At 28.6% G+C, this 20,000-nt stretch carries 21 protein-coding genes and 11 tRNA genes; 7 read left to right on the forward strand and 25 right to left on the reverse strand.

Annotated elements, in window-relative coordinates:
- Nucleotides 1-338: 338 nt before the first annotated feature.
- The 10 genes from ACZJV1_RS18445 to ACZJV1_RS18490 form a co-directional block, all read right to left on the reverse strand.
- On the reverse strand, nucleotides 339-1,037 hold the full coding sequence (locus tag ACZJV1_RS18445; RefSeq protein ID WP_463651019.1) for a LiaF transmembrane domain-containing protein: 699 nt from the start codon (nucleotides 1,035-1,037) through the stop codon (nucleotides 339-341).
- A gap of 1 nt (nucleotide 1,038) precedes the next feature.
- Nucleotides 1,039-1,494 (reverse strand): LytTR family DNA-binding domain-containing protein, encoded by a 456-nt coding sequence (locus ACZJV1_RS18450; protein ID WP_463651020.1) that lies wholly within the window; start codon nucleotides 1,492-1,494, stop codon nucleotides 1,039-1,041.
- Nucleotides 1,495-1,921: 427 nt separating this feature from the next.
- The gene (gene rlmH / locus ACZJV1_RS18455; RefSeq protein WP_411169284.1) at nucleotides 1,922-2,401 is read right to left on the reverse strand and encodes a 23S rRNA (pseudouridine(1915)-N(3))-methyltransferase RlmH; all 480 of its coding nucleotides are present in this window, start codon (nucleotides 2,399-2,401) and stop codon (nucleotides 1,922-1,924) included.
- Nucleotides 2,402-2,437: 36 nt separating this feature from the next.
- Nucleotides 2,438-3,121, reverse strand: a complete 684-nt coding sequence (locus ACZJV1_RS18460; protein ID WP_463651021.1) for an Hsp20 family protein — start codon at nucleotides 3,119-3,121, stop codon at nucleotides 2,438-2,440.
- A gap of 116 nt (nucleotides 3,122-3,237) precedes the next feature.
- Complete coding sequence (locus tag ACZJV1_RS18465) at nucleotides 3,238-3,879, reverse strand: lactate utilization protein (protein ID WP_460289117.1); 642 nt, start codon at nucleotides 3,877-3,879, stop codon at nucleotides 3,238-3,240.
- A 136-nt stretch (nucleotides 3,880-4,015) separates the two neighbouring features.
- Nucleotides 4,016-4,363 (reverse strand): YxeA family protein, encoded by a 348-nt coding sequence (locus tag ACZJV1_RS18470; RefSeq protein WP_460289116.1) that lies wholly within the window; start codon nucleotides 4,361-4,363, stop codon nucleotides 4,016-4,018.
- Nucleotides 4,364-4,685: 322 nt separating this feature from the next.
- Entirely contained in the window at nucleotides 4,686-5,183 is a 498-nt protein-coding gene (locus ACZJV1_RS18475) for an SEC-C metal-binding domain-containing protein (RefSeq protein WP_460289115.1), read from the reverse strand.
- Nucleotides 5,184-5,232: 49 nt separating this feature from the next.
- The gene (locus ACZJV1_RS18480) at nucleotides 5,233-5,394 is read right to left on the reverse strand and encodes a CxxH/CxxC protein (RefSeq protein WP_411169289.1); all 162 of its coding nucleotides are present in this window, start codon (nucleotides 5,392-5,394) and stop codon (nucleotides 5,233-5,235) included.
- Between the two features lie 24 nt (nucleotides 5,395-5,418).
- Complete coding sequence (locus tag ACZJV1_RS18485; RefSeq protein ID WP_460289114.1) at nucleotides 5,419-6,210, reverse strand: MBL fold metallo-hydrolase; 792 nt, start codon at nucleotides 6,208-6,210, stop codon at nucleotides 5,419-5,421.
- A gap of 22 nt (nucleotides 6,211-6,232) precedes the next feature.
- On the reverse strand, nucleotides 6,233-7,492 hold the full coding sequence (locus tag ACZJV1_RS18490) for a UDP-N-acetylglucosamine 1-carboxyvinyltransferase (protein ID WP_411169291.1): 1,260 nt from the start codon (nucleotides 7,490-7,492) through the stop codon (nucleotides 6,233-6,235).
- Between the two features lie 313 nt (nucleotides 7,493-7,805).
- Between ACZJV1_RS18490 and ACZJV1_RS18495 the strand changes: the two genes are divergently transcribed.
- The 4 genes from ACZJV1_RS18495 (at nucleotide 7,806) to ACZJV1_RS18510 (ending at nucleotide 10,755) form a co-directional block, all read left to right on the forward strand.
- Complete coding sequence (locus tag ACZJV1_RS18495) at nucleotides 7,806-8,348, forward strand: hypothetical protein (protein ID WP_411169292.1); 543 nt, start codon at nucleotides 7,806-7,808, stop codon at nucleotides 8,346-8,348.
- Between the two features lie 151 nt (nucleotides 8,349-8,499).
- Nucleotides 8,500-8,955 carry a dUTP diphosphatase gene (locus ACZJV1_RS18500; protein ID WP_460289113.1) on the forward strand — a complete coding sequence of 152 codons (456 nt, stop codon included), beginning with the start codon at nucleotides 8,500-8,502 and terminating at the stop codon, nucleotides 8,953-8,955.
- An 80-nt stretch (nucleotides 8,956-9,035) separates the two neighbouring features.
- Nucleotides 9,036-9,467 (forward strand): DMT family transporter, encoded by a 432-nt coding sequence (locus ACZJV1_RS18505; protein ID WP_460289112.1) that lies wholly within the window; start codon nucleotides 9,036-9,038, stop codon nucleotides 9,465-9,467.
- 94 nt (nucleotides 9,468-9,561) lie between these two features.
- On the forward strand, nucleotides 9,562-10,755 hold the full coding sequence (locus ACZJV1_RS18510) for a S8 family serine peptidase (protein WP_460289111.1): 1,194 nt from the start codon (nucleotides 9,562-9,564) through the stop codon (nucleotides 10,753-10,755).
- Between the two features lie 49 nt (nucleotides 10,756-10,804).
- Here ACZJV1_RS18510 and ACZJV1_RS18515 read toward each other — a convergent pair whose 3' ends face one another.
- Nucleotides 10,805-11,911, reverse strand: a complete 1,107-nt coding sequence (locus tag ACZJV1_RS18515) for a peptidoglycan DD-metalloendopeptidase family protein (protein WP_411169295.1) — start codon at nucleotides 11,909-11,911, stop codon at nucleotides 10,805-10,807.
- A 164-nt stretch (nucleotides 11,912-12,075) separates the two neighbouring features.
- On the opposite strand from ACZJV1_RS18515, the gene ACZJV1_RS18520 reads away from it, so the two are divergent.
- On the forward strand, nucleotides 12,076-13,080 hold the full coding sequence (locus tag ACZJV1_RS18520; RefSeq protein WP_411169296.1) for a DnaD domain protein: 1,005 nt from the start codon (nucleotides 12,076-12,078) through the stop codon (nucleotides 13,078-13,080).
- Nucleotides 13,073-14,047, forward strand: coding sequence for an ATP-binding protein (locus ACZJV1_RS18525; protein WP_463652178.1), 975 nt, complete (start codon nucleotides 13,073-13,075; stop codon nucleotides 14,045-14,047). The genes ACZJV1_RS18520 and ACZJV1_RS18525 overlap by 8 nt, the downstream gene beginning before the upstream one ends.
- A gap of 94 nt (nucleotides 14,048-14,141) precedes the next feature.
- Here the strand turns inward: ACZJV1_RS18525 and ACZJV1_RS18530 are convergent.
- The 11 genes from ACZJV1_RS18530 to ACZJV1_RS18580 all read right to left on the reverse strand — a co-directional run bounded on the left by ACZJV1_RS18530 (nucleotide 14,142) and on the right by ACZJV1_RS18580 (nucleotide 15,097).
- Nucleotides 14,142-14,216: transfer RNA gene (locus tag ACZJV1_RS18530), tRNA-Thr, on the reverse strand.
- A gap of 29 nt (nucleotides 14,217-14,245) precedes the next feature.
- Nucleotides 14,246-14,322, reverse strand: a tRNA-Asp gene (locus ACZJV1_RS18535).
- Nucleotides 14,323-14,330: 8 nt separating this feature from the next.
- A tRNA-Val gene (locus tag ACZJV1_RS18540) sits at nucleotides 14,331-14,406 on the reverse strand.
- Nucleotides 14,407-14,411: 5 nt separating this feature from the next.
- Nucleotides 14,412-14,486 (reverse strand) — tRNA-Glu (locus ACZJV1_RS18545).
- 6 nt (nucleotides 14,487-14,492) lie between these two features.
- Nucleotides 14,493-14,567, reverse strand: a tRNA-Thr gene (locus ACZJV1_RS18550).
- Nucleotides 14,568-14,594: 27 nt separating this feature from the next.
- Nucleotides 14,595-14,671 (reverse strand) — tRNA-Asp (locus ACZJV1_RS18555).
- 6 nt (nucleotides 14,672-14,677) lie between these two features.
- Nucleotides 14,678-14,753 (reverse strand) — tRNA-Val (locus ACZJV1_RS18560).
- Between the two features lie 5 nt (nucleotides 14,754-14,758).
- Nucleotides 14,759-14,833, reverse strand: a tRNA-Glu gene (locus ACZJV1_RS18565).
- 25 nt (nucleotides 14,834-14,858) lie between these two features.
- Nucleotides 14,859-14,935 (reverse strand) — tRNA-Asp (locus ACZJV1_RS18570).
- Nucleotides 14,936-14,941: 6 nt separating this feature from the next.
- A tRNA-Val gene (locus ACZJV1_RS18575) sits at nucleotides 14,942-15,017 on the reverse strand.
- A gap of 5 nt (nucleotides 15,018-15,022) precedes the next feature.
- Nucleotides 15,023-15,097 (reverse strand) — tRNA-Glu (locus ACZJV1_RS18580).
- A 329-nt stretch (nucleotides 15,098-15,426) separates the two neighbouring features.
- On the opposite strand from ACZJV1_RS18580, the gene ACZJV1_RS18585 reads away from it, so the two are divergent.
- Nucleotides 15,427-16,671, forward strand: a complete 1,245-nt coding sequence (locus tag ACZJV1_RS18585) for a BaiN/RdsA family NAD(P)/FAD-dependent oxidoreductase (RefSeq protein ID WP_463651022.1) — start codon at nucleotides 15,427-15,429, stop codon at nucleotides 16,669-16,671.
- A 49-nt stretch (nucleotides 16,672-16,720) separates the two neighbouring features.
- Here ACZJV1_RS18585 and ACZJV1_RS18590 read toward each other — a convergent pair whose 3' ends face one another.
- From ACZJV1_RS18590 to ACZJV1_RS18600, 3 genes are all read right to left on the reverse strand, one after another.
- On the reverse strand, nucleotides 16,721-17,470 hold the full coding sequence (locus ACZJV1_RS18590; RefSeq protein ID WP_463651023.1) for an acyl-[acyl-carrier-protein] thioesterase: 750 nt from the start codon (nucleotides 17,468-17,470) through the stop codon (nucleotides 16,721-16,723).
- Between the two features lie 81 nt (nucleotides 17,471-17,551).
- Nucleotides 17,552-18,394, reverse strand: a complete 843-nt coding sequence (locus ACZJV1_RS18595) for a hypothetical protein (protein WP_463651024.1) — start codon at nucleotides 18,392-18,394, stop codon at nucleotides 17,552-17,554.
- 202 nt (nucleotides 18,395-18,596) lie between these two features.
- Nucleotides 18,597-19,886, reverse strand: coding sequence for an adenylosuccinate synthase (locus tag ACZJV1_RS18600; RefSeq protein WP_463651025.1), 1,290 nt, complete (start codon nucleotides 19,884-19,886; stop codon nucleotides 18,597-18,599).
- Nucleotides 19,887-20,000 lie beyond the last annotated feature (114 nt).

Here is a 20,000-nt window from a genome sequence, read left to right on the forward strand (position 1 = left end):
CTTGTCAACATTTAGTATTTTAATTAGCTAGAATTATATTAAAATTTCTAATTCCAGTATTAAGAAAAAAGTTATGTTAATAATTAAAAATTAAACTTCCAATAAATTAAAAGGATATGTTGTTATTAAGTTTATTCTATGATTTGCATAATTAATTATAAATTCTATCCCCTATATTCATCGCTATTCTTTTTAGACTTTATTAATCCTTGTTCCTCATAATAAGAAATAGCCTTAACCAAATAATATCAATGGTTAAGGCTACTTTCCTCATTTATTTATGATATTGTTCTCCATATCACTTGCTAGTGAGGTTTTTCTCTTTTCTTTATTTTTAATTATATATAAATTATTTCTACTCCTGAAAAATTAATATCACCAACTAATGTTAAGGTATTAGTTATTACTTTATCATTTTTATTTTTTTCACTAATACCACCTAAAAATACATTAGTTTTATCATCAATATTCCAAGTTTTTGGTACATATAATTCTATTCCTGAAAAAGAAGCATTAATCCTAACTATAGCATTATCCTTACGCATAATTGCATTATCAAAATACAATTTCATAGCTCCAAAAGAACAATTAAAATCTGCTTGCTCAAAATTATCTGTATTTATATATTTTATACTAGCGCCAAATGAATTTTTAAATCTAATATTACTTTCGTCTTCTACATCAATCTTCTCAAATTTATAATCTTCATAATTATATTTTGTGTTAATCCATTTAGTAGGCTTATGAAAAATCATAGAAAGACCAATACTACCAAGTAGTGCTGCAATCAATACAGTCCAAGGTGTAATATTTGTAATCCCTAATTGTTTATCATATATTATACAAAGAAATGCAATAGGGAATAAAATACCTGCAAAGTTAATACGAATAAAACTTTTCACAATAACTACTACTAAAAAAACTGTTAACAGTAAACTAAATACATTTACATCAGGAAAGTATCCAAGCTTACTTACAATCAAGAAAACTCCTACTAATATAAATGCGAGTCCCCAAAAAATTCTCTCTTTTTTCATCTCATTTCCTCTTTTCTAATAATTTAATTTTTAATGGTTTATAATAATATCTTGAAACATACACCTGTTTATGAGTATCTTGAAATTCAACCTTACTTGATGATGATATGCTACGTGTTATGGAGTAAATATGATTTGTATTTAGAATTGTTGATTTTGAAACTCTCATAAAGTATCCTGGTAAAAATTCTTCAAGTTCATAAAGCTTATACTTCACATTATATATATTCTCAATGGTATGTGCACAAATTCCATTTTCCTCAGTTTCAAAAAACAAGACTTCTTCCAAGGAAAGATAATACTCAGTATCACCTCTGTAAAAAGTTATCTGTTTTTTGTATGACAACATATCGTCAAGCATAATTTGAATATTTTTAACATCTTCACTTAGTTCACTGCATCTAATAATAACTTCATTTTCTTTAATTTTATTATCTACTTCAATTCGTATTTTCATATTTCCACTCCCCATATTTTCTATTATATTAACTGTTTTTCCCCTTGTAAATATAACAACAGTAAGTGGTTAGTTATTCTTTGTAAGTGGTATGTTTTTTATACAGATATTGTATTAAATTATATAGAATGAAAAATTTATTGGTATTGATATAATGGTTAAAAGTAACCAAAAAAAGTGCTCCATCCTTGCAAGATTAGCACTTTTTCTTAGAGAAATTATTCTCCCATATTTTTGTGAAAGCTTTTTTATATTAGTCAAACTATGCGCTAAATCTATAAGTTAAATTGAAGAATTTAATGATTCTATTCCGGCATTATATTCTACAACATTTACTGACATTATATTTTCACTTATGATATAGTGTTTCAACTTGTAAAAGCAGCCTTAACCAATTAGTTTCAGTGGTTAAGGCTAATTTTTTCATTTACTTATGATATGGCTCATTCTTCATTATCCTAAATGCTCTATAAATTTGCTCTAAAAGCATAACTCTAAATAGTTGATGGGGGAAAGTCATTTTTGAAAAACAAAGCTTGTAATTTGCTCTTTTAATAACACTTTGTGATAATCCCAAACTTCCCCCAATTATAAATGCTATATTAGAATTACCCATCACTCCACAGTTCTCTATGAAACCTGCAAACTTCTCTGATGTTAAATTTTCTCCCTTTAAGTCCATTGCCACCACAAACATATTATCTTTTATTTTTGATAATATAAGATCTCCTTCTTTATCTTTTATTTGTAGTTCTTCTTTTTCTGATGCATTATCTGGAGTCTTCTCGTCTGGAAGTTCTATTATCTCTAGTTTACAGTATCTACTTAACCTTTTAGAGTATTCATCTATTGCTTGCTTTAAATATTTTTCTTTTAGCTTTCCTACAGAAATTATTGTTATATTCATATTATTCTCTCCTCATATGTTCTAAGTTATATTGCTTTATTCTATATATCTTTGATTATATAATTCAGTAGATTTATCCATATCAGATATCTCATTAAAATTACCTACTTCTATGAAGCTATCTGCATTTGTAAAGTTATCTACATCAATTATTGTTGTTCCTTTTTCAACTAGAGGCCTTTTCTTTAAATATATTCTAAGTACGTCAGCGTTATATACAGCCTTTATTCTATTTGATTCTATATTTGGTACATAGAAACTCTTTTGAAAACTTGATCCCTCTTGAAAAACTGCAACCATTGAATTTTCATTACTAAAAACTTGATTTTTTTTAACTTTAATTGTTATATGATCCTCTTCATAGTCTATATCTATATCCTTCTTATTTATTCCTATTAGCTTTCCTTCTATTAGATATCTATCACCATAATCTATAAAGTCTAAGTTTGATTCATCTTCAATGCTATCCAGAACAGAACCTACAACATCACTATTTAAAACTGTATCTACTATATTATTCATTAGCTCTTCATTTGTGATTAATGTTGTGAAAACCTGATTAAATACACTATTAAATGTTCCACCAAATATACTAATTATATCATTTCCACTACTAAAACTTTTCTGATTGTAATCAATATTATTATTGTTATTATTCATGCTTCCACTAAACATCCCACTCATCATATTATTTATTAAAAAAGGGAACATTTCAAACATTTTTTATCTCCTGCCTTATAAATTCTTATATAATATAATTATTTTATATAAGAATTTTTGACACAAAAAATAGCTAGTAAATTCAAGTGTTCTACAAATTTACTAGCTTAATTAATCTAATAACCTATATTATCGTTTATAAAAATTACATGAATCCTATCTTTTTTACTTTGGCTTGCAATAACAGTAAACTCTCTACATATTTTTTCTTTGCTCTTACAATCCATACAATATCCGACTTTAGCACATGGAGTATGTTTATTTAATCGCTTAGCATTCGCTGGTGCTGCCACTTCTCTAATTCTTTTAATAGCTTCATCTATATTCTTAACTATCTTATTTACTCCAACTAAAAGAATAACTTTTTCTGGACCATATAGCATAGCTGCAACTCTATTTCCATTACCATCAACATTATATAATTTTCCATCCTCTGTTACCGCATTACTGCTAGCAAAATATGCATCTGCAAAAAAGCTTTCTTTAAATATTTGTGTGATTTTTTCTTGAGTTAATCCCTCTTCATATCTATCTAAGAATTTATACCTTCCACTTCTTAAGTGATCTATAACTCCATACTCAAATAAGGACATAGATCCTCCGCAAGATACTGTAGATTTATCCGGAACTAATTCCTCTATTTTTGATATTAACTCTTCCTTTGTTTTTACTAAATAACCATTCATATTATTAGATTTTAATGCTTCTATTGTTTTAATTATCCTTTGCTCATTAACCAAATTAAGATTACTATCCATATAAGCTCCTCCATTAATTATATAATAGTCTTATTATAATAAATTAACTTTGACTTTAAAAGCTTTTGTAAATATAAAACTTTTTCTTATAAATTTTAAATATATTAATAAAAGTGAATAATTAAATTACTCACTTTTATTTTTCATTATATATTTCTTTTACCTTTGTTGGCAACTTGCTAGTTTCTACCTCTTCATAGCTTTTTGCTTTATCATCTTTTACATATATCATTAGATATCTGTCACTCTTTAAAACTTTATTTGCTGTAAATGTAACTAGCTTTTCGTTGCCATTCTTATCGTACCCATTTATTTTATATTCATATGTTTTGTATCTTGGATCAGTTGTTATATCCTCATATTCATTTACTGTTTTAATATAATACTTTGTTGAGCCTAATGTAATTAACTTATTAGAATTTATCAATAATAAAACACCACTTAAAATTAGTATAAAAATAACAATTCCTATTGCTTTTTTCATATTATTACTCTCCTTAAAATTTACTTTAAATAAATTATATATGCTTTATTCATAAACTCATATTTATAACAATTACATTAACCTTTCATTTTTGTAATAAAAAAGTCGCCAAGGCAACTGTGGAGCCGTCGACTTTTTTTAGCGCATGTGCATTTGCGAAGCTTGCCTGAGGAAAATCTTGCACGCGCACTATATTCTATTTTTTATTCTTTAGGCCCATAAGCTTTAATTAAAGAAAGTGATTAAATTATCTACAATTAAATTAGAAATATGATTTCCTAAAGAATAAAAAAAGACCTATATTTAATAGGTCCTTGTAAAATTATTTTCCACAACACTTCTTATATTTTTTTCCACTTCCACATGTGCAAGGGTCATTTCTTCCTATTTTGTTATCATTTCTTACCATAGCAGAGTCTCTATATCTCTTTTGAATTTCTTTTCTCTTTTCTGGTGAGAATATTCCTTCCCATTGTGGTAATGTGTATAGATATTCTGCCTTGGCATCTAACATATTAAAGTATAAATTTTCCAAATCTACTTCTAATGATATTTCATCAGTAGCTGTTACAGCTTCTAAATCAAGTGTATTTTTTAGACTATCATTTATTCCATCAATAAATCCCATAATAAATTCTGGAGTTGTATTATTATTATTAGCTAGTTCATCTATTGTAAAAGTAAACTTCTCCTTATGCTTTGCTAATAACTCTTTGTATAAGGCTTTTTCTATTTCCATATACTCATCCCAAAAAGCTTGTTCCCCTTTTGTCTTAACATATTCAACTACCATATCTGTCCATTGCTTATATAAACTCATATCTCATTCTCCTTCTTAAACGGTTTTTTATATTAATTATAATAAATTTTTATTCATTAGTCTTAACAATATAAGATGCTTCTTCATTGCAATAACTACACTTATTCCCTTTTAATTCTTCTATAATAGGAAATGTTTCTTCGTAATTAATTAAATCATCCATTGCATCATCAATATGAACTTCACATGCATATATTTTTTTACTATCCATTATAATTCATCTTCTTCCTTATAACTAAATTTCTATTAAGTTGCTTGGAGCATGCCTGCTTGCCATAGTTAAGAAAATATCTTCTTGCTGGACTATATTATTTTCATAAAGTACTGAATTAACTGTTTGTAAAGCTAAATCAGGATGATTATTAGTTCCACTTAAATGACCTAATATTATCTTTTTATGTAATTTATATCTAACTAGATCAACAATTGCTTTGCCACAATCCTCATTAGATAAATGACCAACTTCGCTTAATATTCTTCTTTTTAAGTTATATGGATATGGCCCAAATTTCAACATATTTACATCATGATTACTTTCTAACAAAATAATTTCTGAGTCTCTTATATTCTCTCTTATTTCTTCTGTATATATTCCAAAGTCCGTTGTAACACTAATTTTTTTCCCTTTAGAATGCATAGTGTATCCAACTGGTGCAGCTGCATCATGAGGTATATTGAATGATATTACATCTAAATCCTTTATTGATAAGGTAGATCTTCTATCCATTATCCTTATATTATGTTCTTTTATTTTTCCTATATTCCCTTCCATAACCGCCCACGTATCTGCATTGCTATATATAGGAATATCATATTTACGTGATAATACACCTATTCCTTTTATGTGATCTGAGTGCTCATGAGTTACAAATATTCCATCTATCTCATTAGGATTTTCTCCTATACTCTTTAAGGCATCATCTATTTTTTTTCCTGGTAACCCCGCATCTATTAATATCTTAGCATTTTCCGAAGCTATAAACATGCTATTGCCACTGCTCCCACTATATAATGAGCAAAACTTCATTTTTCCATCCCTCACGTAGATACTATTCTACTACTCTTACTATATCTGCTCCTAAAGCAGTAAATTTATTTTCAATATGCGGATATCCTCTATCTATATGCTCTATTTCTAATATTTCGGTTACACCTTCTGCAATTAATCCTGCTATAACCATAGCAGCTCCAGCTCTTAGATCTGTCGCTATAACTTTAGATCCTACTAATTTATCAATTCCCTCTACTATAGCAGTTCTACCTTCTACCTTTATAGTCGCACCCATTTTCTTTAATTCATCTATATGCTTATGTCTACTTTCCCAAATACTTTCAGCTATTAAACTTTTTCCTGGAACAACACTTAATAAAGCTGACATTGGTTGCTGTACATCTGTTGGAAACCCTGGATATGGAGCTGTTTTTACATTAACTCCCTTTAAATCTCCTTCAACATAAACCCTAACACTATCATCGCCCTCTTCAACTATTGCTCCCATTTCAGTAAGTTTTGCTGCAATTGATTCTAAGTGCTTTGGTATAACATTTTTTATAGTAACATCACCTTTTGTTGCCGCTGCTGCAATCATAAAAGTCCCTGCTTCTATTTGATCTGGTATAACACTATAATTGCATCCTGATAACTTTTCAACACCCTTTACTCTAATTACATCCGTTCCTGCACCTTTTATATCTGCACCCATAGAGTTTAAGAAGTTTGCAACGTCTACTACATGAGGTTCTTTTGCAACATTTTCAAGTATAGTTGTTCCTTCTGCCAAAGTCGCTGCTATCATAACATTTATAGTTGCTCCAACCGTAACAACATCAAAGAATATATTTGCTCCATGTAAGTGTTCAGCTTCTACAGTAACAGCTCCATGCTCTATACTTACTTTTGCACCTAATGCTTCAAATCCTTTTATATGTTGGTCTATTGGTCTAACTCCTATAGGGCATCCCCCTGGAAGTTCTACTCTTGCTTTTTTAAATCTTGATAATAAAGCTCCTATAAAATAATATGATGCTCTCATTCTTCTTACATCATCAGTACATGCCTCTACACTTATTACATCACTTGCATCTATTTCTAAAGTGTTATTATCTATTTTGTTTACTGAGCATCCAAGGCTAACTAAAATTCTTTCAAGACAATGAACATCTTCTATATCTGGTACATTATCTATTAAACACTTTCCTTCACTAGCCATTATTGCTGCTGGTAATATAGCTACAGCTGAATTTTTAGCACCATTTATATCAACCGAACCATTTAAAACTTTTCCTCCATTTATAACTAACTTTTCCATCCATTTCACCCTTATCATAATTTATATATATCTATTAATCTTTCCTAATATTTCAACTATTATCCATCATTATTCTGTAATAATTTAGTTTTCTTAAAAACTTACAATACTCATTATAACATAAAAATAATTTAAGGAAATAGAGTTTTTTCTTCCAAAACTCTTTTTTAATAACCTTTTTTACTACCTCTATAATATTCAAACTTTTCTTTATATATCTTTTTTAATTTTTTGTAATATGTTATAATTTATAAAAACGTTTATATGTAATTTTAAATACATATAAATTAATTTAATATGAGAGGCTAAATCTATGAAATATTACTTAGTAGCATTATTTGATGATGAATCTTATAAAAATTTAAATCCTATTCAAAAAAATCTTTCTAAAAGATTTAGAGCTAATAGGAGCTCTCCCACACCATATATTCCTTTAGAAGTAATTGAAAATCCTAATATAGAGAAATTAGATGTTGTTATAGATAAAATAGTGAAGCCTTATAAGAATTTTAAGGTTCAATTATCTACTGAAGTTTCAATTTCAGAAACTAACAAAACTCTAAATATGAGAATAGAGGATGTTGGGTATATAAAAAGACTTACTAGACTAATGAGCGATACCTTAAAGCTATATGGATTTAACACACAAAATTATAGTAGTGAGCCATCAATGCATATATCCTTAGCTAGTCTTAATTATATTCCAAAAGATATGAAAAAGTTTGATGGTGAAGTTAACTTTAAATCTAATTGTGAAACTCTTAAAGTTGATAGAATTGAAATATGGAAATTTTCTACTAATAAAAGAGAAACCTTAGTAAAAAGTTATCCTTTAAAAAAGAATTTATATCTTTAATATTGAAAAGTGCTTAATTTTTTAAGCACTTTTTTATATTTTCATAATATATAAAAAATTTATTTTTTTGTATTCGTTTACCACACTTTTCATTTATGAAATCTTTTTGTAAAATATATTATAGTAAATCCTTAAAAACAGGGGGATATTTATGGAAATTATAGCTTTCTTTGAATCACAAAGAGAAAAAAACAAACAAATCATTATTGATAGTACTCTAAGTGAATATAAAATTTGGGCTAGAAAACATCTAGAACTACATACAAAACTTAGCTCATTAGCTGATGAAACTAAGTGTTATAAATATTGGATAGACAATGATAATCCAATAAATAAATCAGTATTGTTCAAAAAATACTTAGATTGCTTTGCCCATATCATTAATATTGGAATTGATAGGCACTATGATCATATTAAGGAAGTTGTTATAAAGCCAAATGATTATTGCTTAAGTGATCAATTTTTAAATCTTTTTATAGATTTAAATGACTTAATAATATCACCTTCTGATGATCATTACATGACTCTTATTGAAGATTTTATAAGTCTAGGAATTACTTTAGGCTATTCAGAATCTAAAATTAAAGAATCATTTATTAGTAGATAATAAAAAACCTTCTAGATTTCTAGGAGGTTTTTTAATATTTCTTTATAATAAGTGTAATACTATCCTAGAGGTGATTTTATATGTTAGCAATTTTATATGCAATAATCTCGGGGATATCTATGACACTTCAAGGTGTTTTTAATACTAAATTAGAAGAAAAAGTTGGAACCTGGGAAACAAACGTTATAGTACAAGGAACCGCACTTATTGTAACATTAATTATTGTAATGTTTTTTGGCAAAGGAAGTTTCAAGAATGTAAAAGATGTAAATAAAATCTATTTACTAGGTGGAGTCCTTGGCGTAATAATTATTTTTACTGTTATGAGAAGTATTGGCGCAATGGGTGCTACATGTGGTATTGCTATAATTTTAGTTGCACAACTTGCTTCTGCTGGAGCTGTTGATGCTTTTGGTTTATTTGGTGTTGAAAAAATATCTTTTCATCTTAGAGAGTTTATTGGAATAGCTATAATGATATTAGGAATTATTATATTTAAGTGGAGAGTGTAAGCTCTCTTCTTTTTTACTCTTTAGGAAATTATACTATTAACAAAAATCATACTTTTAATATACTATATATTGTGATCAATTTTAGGAGTATAGTATGTTTTCACTTAATAAAAAATTAGATTCAAACTTAAAAAATTGTATGTTATCAAAACCCTATAATAATTATAGAGTACTTATTAAATATAAAAAATTTCATGATAGCTTAATAAAAAAAATTCCCTCTTATAAAGGTGAATTTATAAGTAATATAAAGCATTGTCAATTAATATGTGCCAGACTAAATTCTAATGGTATTCAAAGATTACTAGAATATCCAGAGGTTGATTATATTTGCTTTGACGAATACTTCTCTTTATGTGGTATGAGCGTTAGTACTGCAAATAAAATTAGAATATCTAGTAAAACCAAAGTTAAAGGTAAAAATGTTAGTGTTGCAATTATAGATACTGGCGTTTATCCCCATCCTGATTTAATTACTCCTTATAATAGAATAATTACATTTATAGATTTAATAAATGGATTAAAATATCCTTATGATGATAATGGACATGGAACTTGTACCGCCGGAATAATTGCTGGAAGCGGAGGAAAATCCAATGGAATGTATAGTGGAATTGCTCCTGAATGTAATATTCATTGCTATAAAGCCTTTGATAAAAGTGGAAAGGGGTTTATATCTGATGTACTTAATGCAATAGAGATGATTATTGAAGAAAATGAAAAGCATAATATAAAAATCTTATGTTTACCATTTGAATTATTACATTATAATGTATTTTTCCAAAAGTGTTTCAATTTAATGGTATCATCAGCAAATAGTAAAAACATAACTTGTATAGTCCCAAGTGGTAGTAATAAAAATTTAGAAGGGTCAATTACAGGAATTGCTTTATGCAATGATTGTATAACCGTTTCAGGTTATGACTCTACATCAAAAATTAAACCTTATACTTATTCATCAGTTGGTACATTAAAAAAGGACTCAAAACCTAATTTATGTGCTGCCTGCGTTGATATAGTTTCTTTAAACTCTAATACCAGTTATATTTCTGAAAGAGATGGAATTAAGTTATATCCTTCAAAGCTAGATAGTTCATATAAAACCTTTAGTGGTACTTCTCTAGCTGCAGCTTATGTATCAGGCGTATGTGCTTTAATTTATGAAAGCAATCCGGATTTAACCCCCAAAGATATATCATCTCTTTTAAAGGTATCATGTGAGTTACTAGATATTCCTAGAAACTGTCAAGGCGATGGTAAAATAAATATTAACTCTATAATAAAATGAAAGGTACTAATAAAAGCACCTTTCATTTTATATCTCTTTAATATATATTTTATTGAACTATATAATTAGTTGGATCTACTGGTTCATTATTTACTCTAAGTTCAAAATGTAAATGCGGTCCAGTGCTAAATCCAGTGTTTCCTATTGCTCCAATTACAGCTCCCTTTTTAACTTTATCTCCTACCTTAACATAAAATCCATCTAAGTGTCCATAATATGTAATCATATTATCTTCGTGCTTAACCATTATTAAATTACCATAGCCACCATCATTATATTGAGCATATATAACTTCCCCATCCATTGCAACTAAAACATCATCTCCTGTGTTCCCTGCAATATCTATTCCTTTATGGAAAGAGTTCCATCTCTCGCCATATCCGGATGTCATATCTCCTCCTCTAGTTGGACTTTTTAAAAAAGCGATTCCATAATTATATGGATTTTTAGTTCCTCTATAAACTTTTTTGCTTATTGCTTCTTTTATCTTTTCCTCCTTAACTATTTTAGTGCTTATAAGTTTATCATTTTCATATGTAACTTCTTTTACTTGCTTTTTCAGACCTACTTCTCCATCTTCAACCTTTGTTTCTCCTAAATACATAGAATCACTTGGTATTATTATTGTGTTAGGTTGTATTTTTATATTATCTTCATTTACATATTTTATACTTAGCTTTAAGTTACTTGAATTTTCTTTTGATAAATCATATATAGCACTAGTCAGTTCTTCATTTGTTTGTAATAAAGCTACATCAAATTTATTTTCTTGTAGTTTTATATCTCCATTTATTTGAAAAGATACTATTGAACTTCCTTTAATCTTCTTTTCGCTTATATATTTTTCCAAAACTAAATTTGTTATATTACTAATATCATTCTCTATTGAAGTATATCCTATAATCTTATCATCTAACCTTACTTCATATCCGTTTATTCTTCCTGTTAAAGCCACAATTAGATTATCAAGTATATTATTTCCACTTGATACTTTATTTGATATAGAATATGTTTGCTTGTTCAGATTTATATTGCTGAAGCTTTCATCTGTTTGAGCCTTTACCTTAGTAAAACTAATATTTAAAATAAGCCCTATAACAAATATTGATAATGTAGCCTTTTTAGCTACCTTTATCGAGTCTCCTTTTATATCCATAAAATCTCCTTTCATTTTAATAATGTTAAGCAACACATCTATTAGTTTTCCCAGTTTTAGAAATAATATTCTTTTTATATATTCTATAGTTTTGTTGAGCCTATTACTCCTCTTTGTTATAATTATGTTATTGCAATATTACTGTTAGAAAGGTGGTTGTAATTATGAGCACTTTCATGCTTAAATCAAAGCCTTTAAAATTTACTCCTATAAGTAATATATTTATTGAAAAATATATGCCTAAAGCTCGAGGAGAATTTATTAAAGTATATCTTTTAATGCTTAAATATAATTTTACTGGTGAAATTGGAGTTAATGCGTCAATATTAGCTACATCATTAAATCTATTAGAGTCTGATATAATAAATGCACTTAATTATTGGAATGATGAAGGTGTTATAAGGCTAATCCCAATTGATAAAATGGGAAACTTTGATATAGAATTTATAGATCTATCTTCTGATAATAATGTTGATAAAAGTGAAATTAACTTATTAGCAGAACTTTCAGATGAAACTAATAATGGTATGTTGAAGGATATAGAAAGACTACTGGGTAGACCTCTATCCCCTAGCGAGTTTACAACTTATATAGGATGGAAAAAAGATTTTAATTTTTCTTCTGAATTAATCCTTCTAATAATTGAATTTTGTGTTTCTAAGGGTAAAACTAACCATAGATATATAGAAAAAGTAGCACTAGCATGGAACGAAATGAAAATAAAAACTATTGATGATGCACAAAATTATATAAGAAAAACAGAAGATAAATGGGGAACCTACAGAGAAATACTTAAATTTTTAGGAATTAGAAATACAGATATAATGAAGCCTCAGGAAGATATGTTAGAAAAATGGACTACAAATTATGGTTTTTCATTAGATATAATAAAAAAAGCTTGTGATATTTGTTTTCAAAGGCTAAATAGAGCGGATTTTAAATATATAGATGGAATATTATCAAGTTGGAACAAAGATAACTTAAGAAGCCTAAAGCAGATCGAAGAAAAAGAGGTCTCTTATAAGAATCTATCTTCAAAGAAAAATTATGCTAATTCTAATTCAAATAATTTTAACAAGCCTAAATTAAGATTTGATAATTTTAAAGGCCGTGACTATGATTATGATTCTTTAGAAAAGAAACTGTTAGGATGGGATAATGATGATTAAAGGATATGAAAAAGATTTAACTTCAATATATGAAAATATAAAGATTGAGGAACAAAAAAATTTAAATAATAGACGAAAAGAAATAGAAGAAAAATATCCTGAGATTTTACAGCTAGATAATTTAATTCAAAAGAAGTCTTTAAATTTATCTTTGTCTATATTAAAGGGCTTAGATGAGAATTCTTTAAAGAAAATTAAAGAAGAAATAACAGATTTAAGATTTAAAAAATGTGAAGCTTTAGTCTCTAGAGGATATAGTCAAGAATATTTAAGTCTTTATTATAGATGTCCAAAATGTAAAGATGAAGGGTATATTGGAATTAACAAGTGCTCTTGTTATAAGAAAAAGTTAATAGAATTATACTATAAAGACTCTGATTTAGAAGATACCTTAAAAGAAATTAACTTTAATGCTCTTGATATTTCTTTATTTTCTAATCATAAAATAAGTGATGATAAATTTACACCTAGAAAAAATATTGAAAATATTATTCAATATTTAAAAGGAGATTTTATTCATAATTTTAATAATACTAATGATAATATACTATTTTATGGTGATTCTGGAACTGGAAAAACTTTTTTAAGCTGCTGTGTAGCTAAGGAGCTTCTTGATGAAGGATATTTAGTTGTTTACAGGACTATAGATGAGTTAATTAAAAACCTAAGGGATATACGATTTAATGGTAATATGGAATTAGAAAATTTTTTAATTAACTGTGATTTATTAATTATAGATGACTTAGGTGCAGAGCAAATAACTGATTTTTCAGCTACTGAATTTTTTAATCTATTAAATAAAAAATTATTAAAGAAGAAGAAAATGCTAATATCAACAAATTTAACTCTATTTGATATTAGAAAAACATATACGGAAAGAATTTCTTCTAGATTACTTGGTAATTTTAAGTTATATAAGTTTTACGCTGAAGACATAAGAATTCAATTAAATTTAAAAAGAAGATAGGAATTTACTATTCCCATCTTCTTTTATTTTTTATTTATCTTACAAAAATATTTTTTTGCAAAACAAAAAGCTTTGGAAAATATTCCAAAGCTTCTGGAGCTGGCAATAGGAATCGAACCTACAACCTGCTGATTACAAGTCAGCTGCTCTACCGTTGAGCCATGCCAGCACATATTATATATTTCTTATCACTTAAAGTGGCGACTCAGAAGGGGCTCGAACCCTCGACCTCCGGCGTGACAGGCCGGCACTCTAACCAACTGAGCTACTGAGCCAAAATTTATGGTGGAAACAACAGGGATCGAACCTGTGACCCTCTGCTTGTAAGGCAGATGCTCTCCCAGCTGAGCTATGCTTCCATGAATGGTGACTCCTAGGGGAATCGAACCCCTGTTACCACCGTGAAAGGGTGGTGTCTTGACCGCTTGACCAAGGAGCCATATAATGGAGCTGGCAATAGGAATCGAACCTACAACCTGCTGATTACAAGTCAGCTGCTCTACCGTTGAGCCATGCCAGCATTTATTATATATTTATCACTTTAAAGTGGCGACTCAGAAGGGGCTCGAACCCTCGACCTCCGGCGTGACAGGCCGGCACTCTAACCAACTGAGCTACTGAGCCAGATTATGGTGGAAACAACAGGGATCGAACCTGTGACCCTCTGCTTGTAAGGCAGATGCTCTCCCAGCTGAGCTATGCTTCCATGAATGGTGACTCCTAGGGGAATCGAACCCCTGTTACCACCGTGAAAGGGTGGTGTCTTGACCGCTTGACCAAGGAGCCATATTTATTTTGTGTCACTTTAAAGTGGCGACTCAGAAGGGGCTCGAACCCTCGACCTCCGGCGTGACAGGCCGGCACTCTAACCAACTGAGCTACTGAGCCAGATTATGGTGGAAACAACAGGGATCGAACCTGTGACCCTCTGCTTGTAAGGCAGATGCTCTCCCAGCTGAGCTATGCTTCCATAAATGGTGACTCCTAGGGGAATCGAACCCCTGTTACCACCGTGAAAGGGTGGTGTCTTGACCGCTTGACCAAGGAGCCATGTTTGTTTTTAGCTTATTGTTACTCGCTATTCGCTCGGCGAGCACATAAACTATAATACCTAAATTTTAATATAGTGTCAACACTTTTTAACAACTTTTTTTTTTATTTTTAAAATACTTTGATTATCTATATTTTCATACTAGTAATTTAAGACTTTTGTTAGCTTATTTTGATTTTTTAGACACTTTTATATTAATAAAAATATACTGCTTATATTTAAAGTATTTATATACATTCTACCCTTCTAATTTAGTATCCCATATTTGATAAGTTATATTACTATGATAAAATTATATTTATTATATTATTTTAAGGAGATTTTAATTATGATACATCATGATTTAATTATAGTTGGTGGTGGTGCTTCTGGATTAGTCGCTGCAATTACAGCTAAAGATTTTGGCTTAGACGTCGCCATAGTTGAAGGAACTGATAGGATAGGCAAAAAAATTCTTACTACTGGAAATGGAAGATGTAATATATCTAATAGAACTATTTCTTTCCCTTTCCTTTCTTATCATAGTGAAAATACAGGATTTTTTTCTAATGTATTATCTAATTTTAATATAAATGATACAGAAAATTTCTTTTTATCATTAGGTCTTCCAATAATAGAATTACAAAATGGTAAGGTGTATCCTAAGTCACTACAAGCTTCATCAGTTGTAGATATATTAAAATTAGCGTTAGAAGATAGGAATATTCCCTTATACACAAACTGCAAAGTAAAAGATATCCACAAGAAGAAAATGTTTAAATTATCCACAAGCAACGAAGAGAATAAGTTATTCACATGTAATAAATTAATTTTAGCCTGTGGAGGAAAATCTGCAATTAAAACTGGTTCTGATGGCTCTGGATATAATTTAGCTAAATCTCTTGGCCACTCTATAATTAAAACTATTCCTGGGATAGTTCAACTAAAATTAGATAACCCTTATCTAAAATCAATAACAGGAGTAAAATTTGATGGATATGCACTATTACTAGTTGATGGTAACCCTGTAAGAAAAGAGTTTGGAGAAATACTATTTACCGATTATGGTATATCAGGACCTCCAATTTTGCAACTTTCAGGGCATGCTTCAAAGGCATTACTAAAAACAAAAAAAGTTGAAATAGTTGTTGATATGATGCCTAATCAATCACTTAGTGAAGTTGAGGATTTCATAGAAGGCCACTTTGCTATGTTCTCTCATAGGCCAATTATAGATGCTCTTATTGGAATCGTTAATAAAAAATTAATTCCTGCGCTTTTAAAGGAAGCAAATATATTAAATTTACATTCCCCTTGCTATGATTTAGCTTGGGATGAGAAAAAAAGGCTTATTAATTTATTGAAATATTGGAAGTTTAAATGCACCGATACTAATGGATTTAATCAAGCTCAAGTTACTATAGGTGGAGTAGATACTAAAGATGTTAATTCTAAAACATTAGAATCTATATTAGTTGAAAATCTATATTTTTGTGGTGAAATCCTAGATGTAGATGGTGATTGCGGAGGTTTTAATCTTCAATGGGCTTGGAGCTCAGGATGCTTTGTTGCAAAAACAATTGCAAATTCCTAATATAAAATTAAAGGTTAATAAACAGAATTTTTTCTGTTTATTAACCTTTTTAATATTTTCTCCAATGAGCTATTAACTTAGTTAATTCTTTATTATCTAAGGTTTCTATCCTATGTATAGTAGTTAAAGAATCATCCTCTTCCTTTGTAAAACTTGATAATGACTTAATTTCTTCTCCATATTTACATTCCTTTTCAAAAGTAACTTTAATTTCTTCTAACTTATAGTTTTTAACTATATCTTCTGGCAAAGATTCTATAGCCCACTCTACATACTTTGTATTATTTACATGTTTATTAAAGTCTATGTCTGTATATCTGACGCTAAAATTTATTTCATACATTACATCTTTAAGCTTTTCTAACTTAGGTATTTTAACTTCTCCTTCTATGTCTCCCTTTAATCCATATACTTCATATTGTTCTGAAGGTATTCTCATAGTTCTTCTTTTTTCCAAATTAATAAGTAAAAATATAGCATTAGCCTCTACTACTAAATTTCCACTTTCATCTTTTATTTCATACTTTCTTATAGCATAAAACTTTTTAAATCCAACTGGCTCCGTTTTAACTAGAAGTTTTTCTCCATACATAGGATATCTATTAACTTTTACATTATAATTATAAAATACCCAAGTCATATTACTTTCTAATAGTCCTGCCATTCCTGATCCTAATTCTTCTGACTGTTTCGTACCTATATCAGATAAGATATTTAATATTGTTGTTATAGAACATTTTAAATTACTATCTACATCATAATAATGTAATTCATATTCTTTACTATAAGTTTTCCCCACTTTGTTCCTCCTAATTTTAAATTTAAAACTCTGTAATTCTACAGAGTTTATTTAAGTTTATTTAATTCTCAAAACCTTTGTTTATAATATAGGATCTATAAGAATCTCTACCTCTTCATTTCTATCCCATACTAATATATTTAAGTATGCCATTGTATATGCTTGAATTAAAATTTGACCTATAAGGGCTAATATTATTCCTAAAATAGGTATAATATTAACAATTGTTAAAACTATTCCAACTCCAATTGTTATTCCTGATATTGCTGCCAATTTTCCTATAGTTGTCCAGAAGTATCCCTTTTTAAATAAGCTGAAAGTTTCTCCTATAGCTTCAGTAATTGTTAGATCCCTTACTATTAGCATAGAATTAAACAAATATACAATTGGTATCATTATAACTAATATAGCAATAAATAATGGAATTAATATAATTAATCCAATACCTATAGTTAAAAAGGCTAACAATACTGTAACTAAAATCAAGCTTATCATTGCTACAAAAATCATCAAATATAGTAATATATTTAATCCTATTACACTCCACTTTCTTTGCCAAACATATATATTAGCACTTCTCCAGCTTACTTCTTTTCCTTTATTTGCATCATCTAAAATTTTAATAATAACTCCATTCGCATAAAATATTATTAAGCTAGCTATAATAGTTAAAATTAATATTATTAAAATAGTTCCTCCCCCAATAAAAGGAATATCCCTATCAAAATATGAATAAGAATATAAATAAGATATTTTAAGAAAGCTTGATACAGCAATAGCCACTATTGTTCCAATAAGTATTACTGTTGTAGGAAAAATAAATATTCCAATTACTTTTAAAATTTCTAGAATATTATTTTTAGATATATCAAAAGCTTTTGATAGTATTTCAGAAACTGATAAATAACTTCTTTTCTCTTCCACCATTTCACCTCTTTTATATTTTTATAAGTCCATATTAATATATTAACTTAGACTAAAATTATTTACATTATTTTAAATAAATATATTTTTTTATACATTATATTTTATTATACTTAATAGTTTATTTCAAATTATTTGCTATCTTTTATTGAAGTATAAATAAAGAGATTACTACAAAAAATTTATAGTAATCTCTTCTATATTATAATTCTTTTGTTACTCTTATAGTTTGATCTCTTCTTGGACCTACACCAACTATAGATATTTTAGTCTTAGTAAGTTCCTCTATTCTAGATAAATACTTCTTCGCATTTTCTGGTAACTCTTCATAACTTCTAGCCTCAGCCACTTCATCGCCCCAACCTTCAAACTCTTCATAGATTGGTTCACATTTAGCTAAATCTTCTAAGCTTGCTGGAAAATAGTCTATAACCTTATCATTAAACTTATATCCAACACATATTTTTAGTTTTTCTAATCCAGCTAAAGTGTCTATCTTAGTTACACATAAAGAAGTTAACCCTGATACTCTTATTGTAGTCTTTAATATAACAGCATCTAACCATCCACATCTTCTTGATCTACCTGTAGTGACACCATATTCATGTCCTTTTTCTCTTATCCATTCCCCTATTTCATTATCTAATTCTGTTGGGAATGGTCCCTTACCAACTCTTGTAGTATATGCTTTTGCAATACCAACTGCATTTGTTACCATAGTAGGCCCAATTCCTGAACCACTAGCAACTCCACAAGCAGTAGTATTTGATGATGTTACATATGGATATGTACCATAATCTATATCTAGAAGCATTCCTTGCGCTCCTTCAAATAGTACTGTTTTATCTTCTTTTATTTCATCATATAATCTAACAGATGTGTCTTGTACATAAGGTCTTAGTCTTTCTGCTAGCTCTAAATATTCTGAAAGAATCTCATCATAATTTAAAGCGTCTCCACCTAAAACCTTCGTTATGTATTCATTCTTCATTTCTATATTTTCTTTTAATTTTTCTTTTAATATATTTTCATTTATAAGATCACAAATTCTTATTCCACATCTTTCAAACTTATCTGTATAACAAGGTCCTATACCTTTACCAGTTGTTCCTATATCATTTTGTCCTCTTGCTTTTTCCTTTAATTTATCTAAAACTTTGTGATATGGCATTATAACATGTGCTCTATCACTTATTATAAGCTTTTCTGGAGTAACTTTAACTCCCTCACCTTCTAAATAATCTATTTCTGTAAATAAAGCTTTTGGATCTACTACAACACCATTTCCTATAATATTTAATTTATTATCATATAATATTCCTGAAGGGATTAAATGAAGTTTATATTGCTTTTCTCCAACTTCAACAGTGTGCCCCGCATTATTTCCACCTTGAAACCTAACTATTACCTCTGCTTCTTCTGCTAAGTAATCAGTCATTTTACCTTTACCTTCATCTCCCCATTGAGCTCCTAGAACAACAAATGCTGACATTTATATTGCCTCCTTATAAAAAGACTATAAGTCCTTTATTTATAAATTAATTAATATTAATTTCCACCTACCATATTAGCAAAGTAAAAATAAAGTTTCAACCATTTTGCGAAT

It is taken from the genome of Clostridium sp. LS3, from assembly GCF_055330225.1.

Bases quoted from the DNA above. Each gene is read 5' to 3' on its own strand.
- ACZJV1_RS18600 (WP_463651025.1), bottom strand. From the start codon at position 19,886: ATGTCAGCATTTGTTGTTCTAGGAGCTCAATGGGGAGATGAAGGTAAA.
- ACZJV1_RS18520 (WP_411169296.1), top strand. From the start codon at position 12,076: ATGAGCACTTTCATGCTTAAATCAAAGCCTTTAAAATTTACTCCTATA.
- ACZJV1_RS18500 (WP_460289113.1), top strand. From the start codon at position 8,500: ATGGAAATTATAGCTTTCTTTGAATCACAAAGAGAAAAAAACAAACAA.
- rlmH (WP_411169284.1), bottom strand. From the start codon at position 2,401: ATGAATATAACAATAATTTCTGTAGGAAAGCTAAAAGAAAAATATTTA.
- ACZJV1_RS18485 (WP_460289114.1), bottom strand. From the start codon at position 6,210: ATGAAGTTTTGCTCATTATATAGTGGGAGCAGTGGCAATAGCATGTTT.
- ACZJV1_RS18480 (WP_411169289.1), bottom strand. From the start codon at position 5,394: ATGGATAGTAAAAAAATATATGCATGTGAAGTTCATATTGATGATGCA.
- ACZJV1_RS18460 (WP_463651021.1), bottom strand. From the start codon at position 3,121: ATGTTTGAAATGTTCCCTTTTTTAATAAATAATATGATGAGTGGGATG.
- ACZJV1_RS18510 (WP_460289111.1), top strand. From the start codon at position 9,562: ATGTTTTCACTTAATAAAAAATTAGATTCAAACTTAAAAAATTGTATG.
- ACZJV1_RS18495 (WP_411169292.1), top strand. From the start codon at position 7,806: ATGAAATATTACTTAGTAGCATTATTTGATGATGAATCTTATAAAAAT.
- ACZJV1_RS18515 (WP_411169295.1), bottom strand. From the start codon at position 11,911: ATGGATATAAAAGGAGACTCGATAAAGGTAGCTAAAAAGGCTACATTA.
- ACZJV1_RS18450 (WP_463651020.1), bottom strand. From the start codon at position 1,494: ATGAAAATACGAATTGAAGTAGATAATAAAATTAAAGAAAATGAAGTT.
- ACZJV1_RS18585 (WP_463651022.1), top strand. From the start codon at position 15,427: ATGATACATCATGATTTAATTATAGTTGGTGGTGGTGCTTCTGGATTA.
- ACZJV1_RS18525 (WP_463652178.1), top strand. From the start codon at position 13,073: ATGATTAAAGGATATGAAAAAGATTTAACTTCAATATATGAAAATATA.
- ACZJV1_RS18475 (WP_460289115.1), bottom strand. From the start codon at position 5,183: ATGAGTTTATATAAGCAATGGACAGATATGGTAGTTGAATATGTTAAG.
- ACZJV1_RS18490 (WP_411169291.1), bottom strand. From the start codon at position 7,492: ATGGAAAAGTTAGTTATAAATGGAGGAAAAGTTTTAAATGGTTCGGTT.
- ACZJV1_RS18470 (WP_460289116.1), bottom strand. From the start codon at position 4,363: ATGAAAAAAGCAATAGGAATTGTTATTTTTATACTAATTTTAAGTGGT.
- ACZJV1_RS18465 (WP_460289117.1), bottom strand. From the start codon at position 3,879: ATGGATAGTAATCTTAATTTGGTTAATGAGCAAAGGATAATTAAAACA.
- ACZJV1_RS18445 (WP_463651019.1), bottom strand. From the start codon at position 1,037: ATGAAAAAAGAGAGAATTTTTTGGGGACTCGCATTTATATTAGTAGGA.
- ACZJV1_RS18505 (WP_460289112.1), top strand. From the start codon at position 9,036: ATGTTAGCAATTTTATATGCAATAATCTCGGGGATATCTATGACACTT.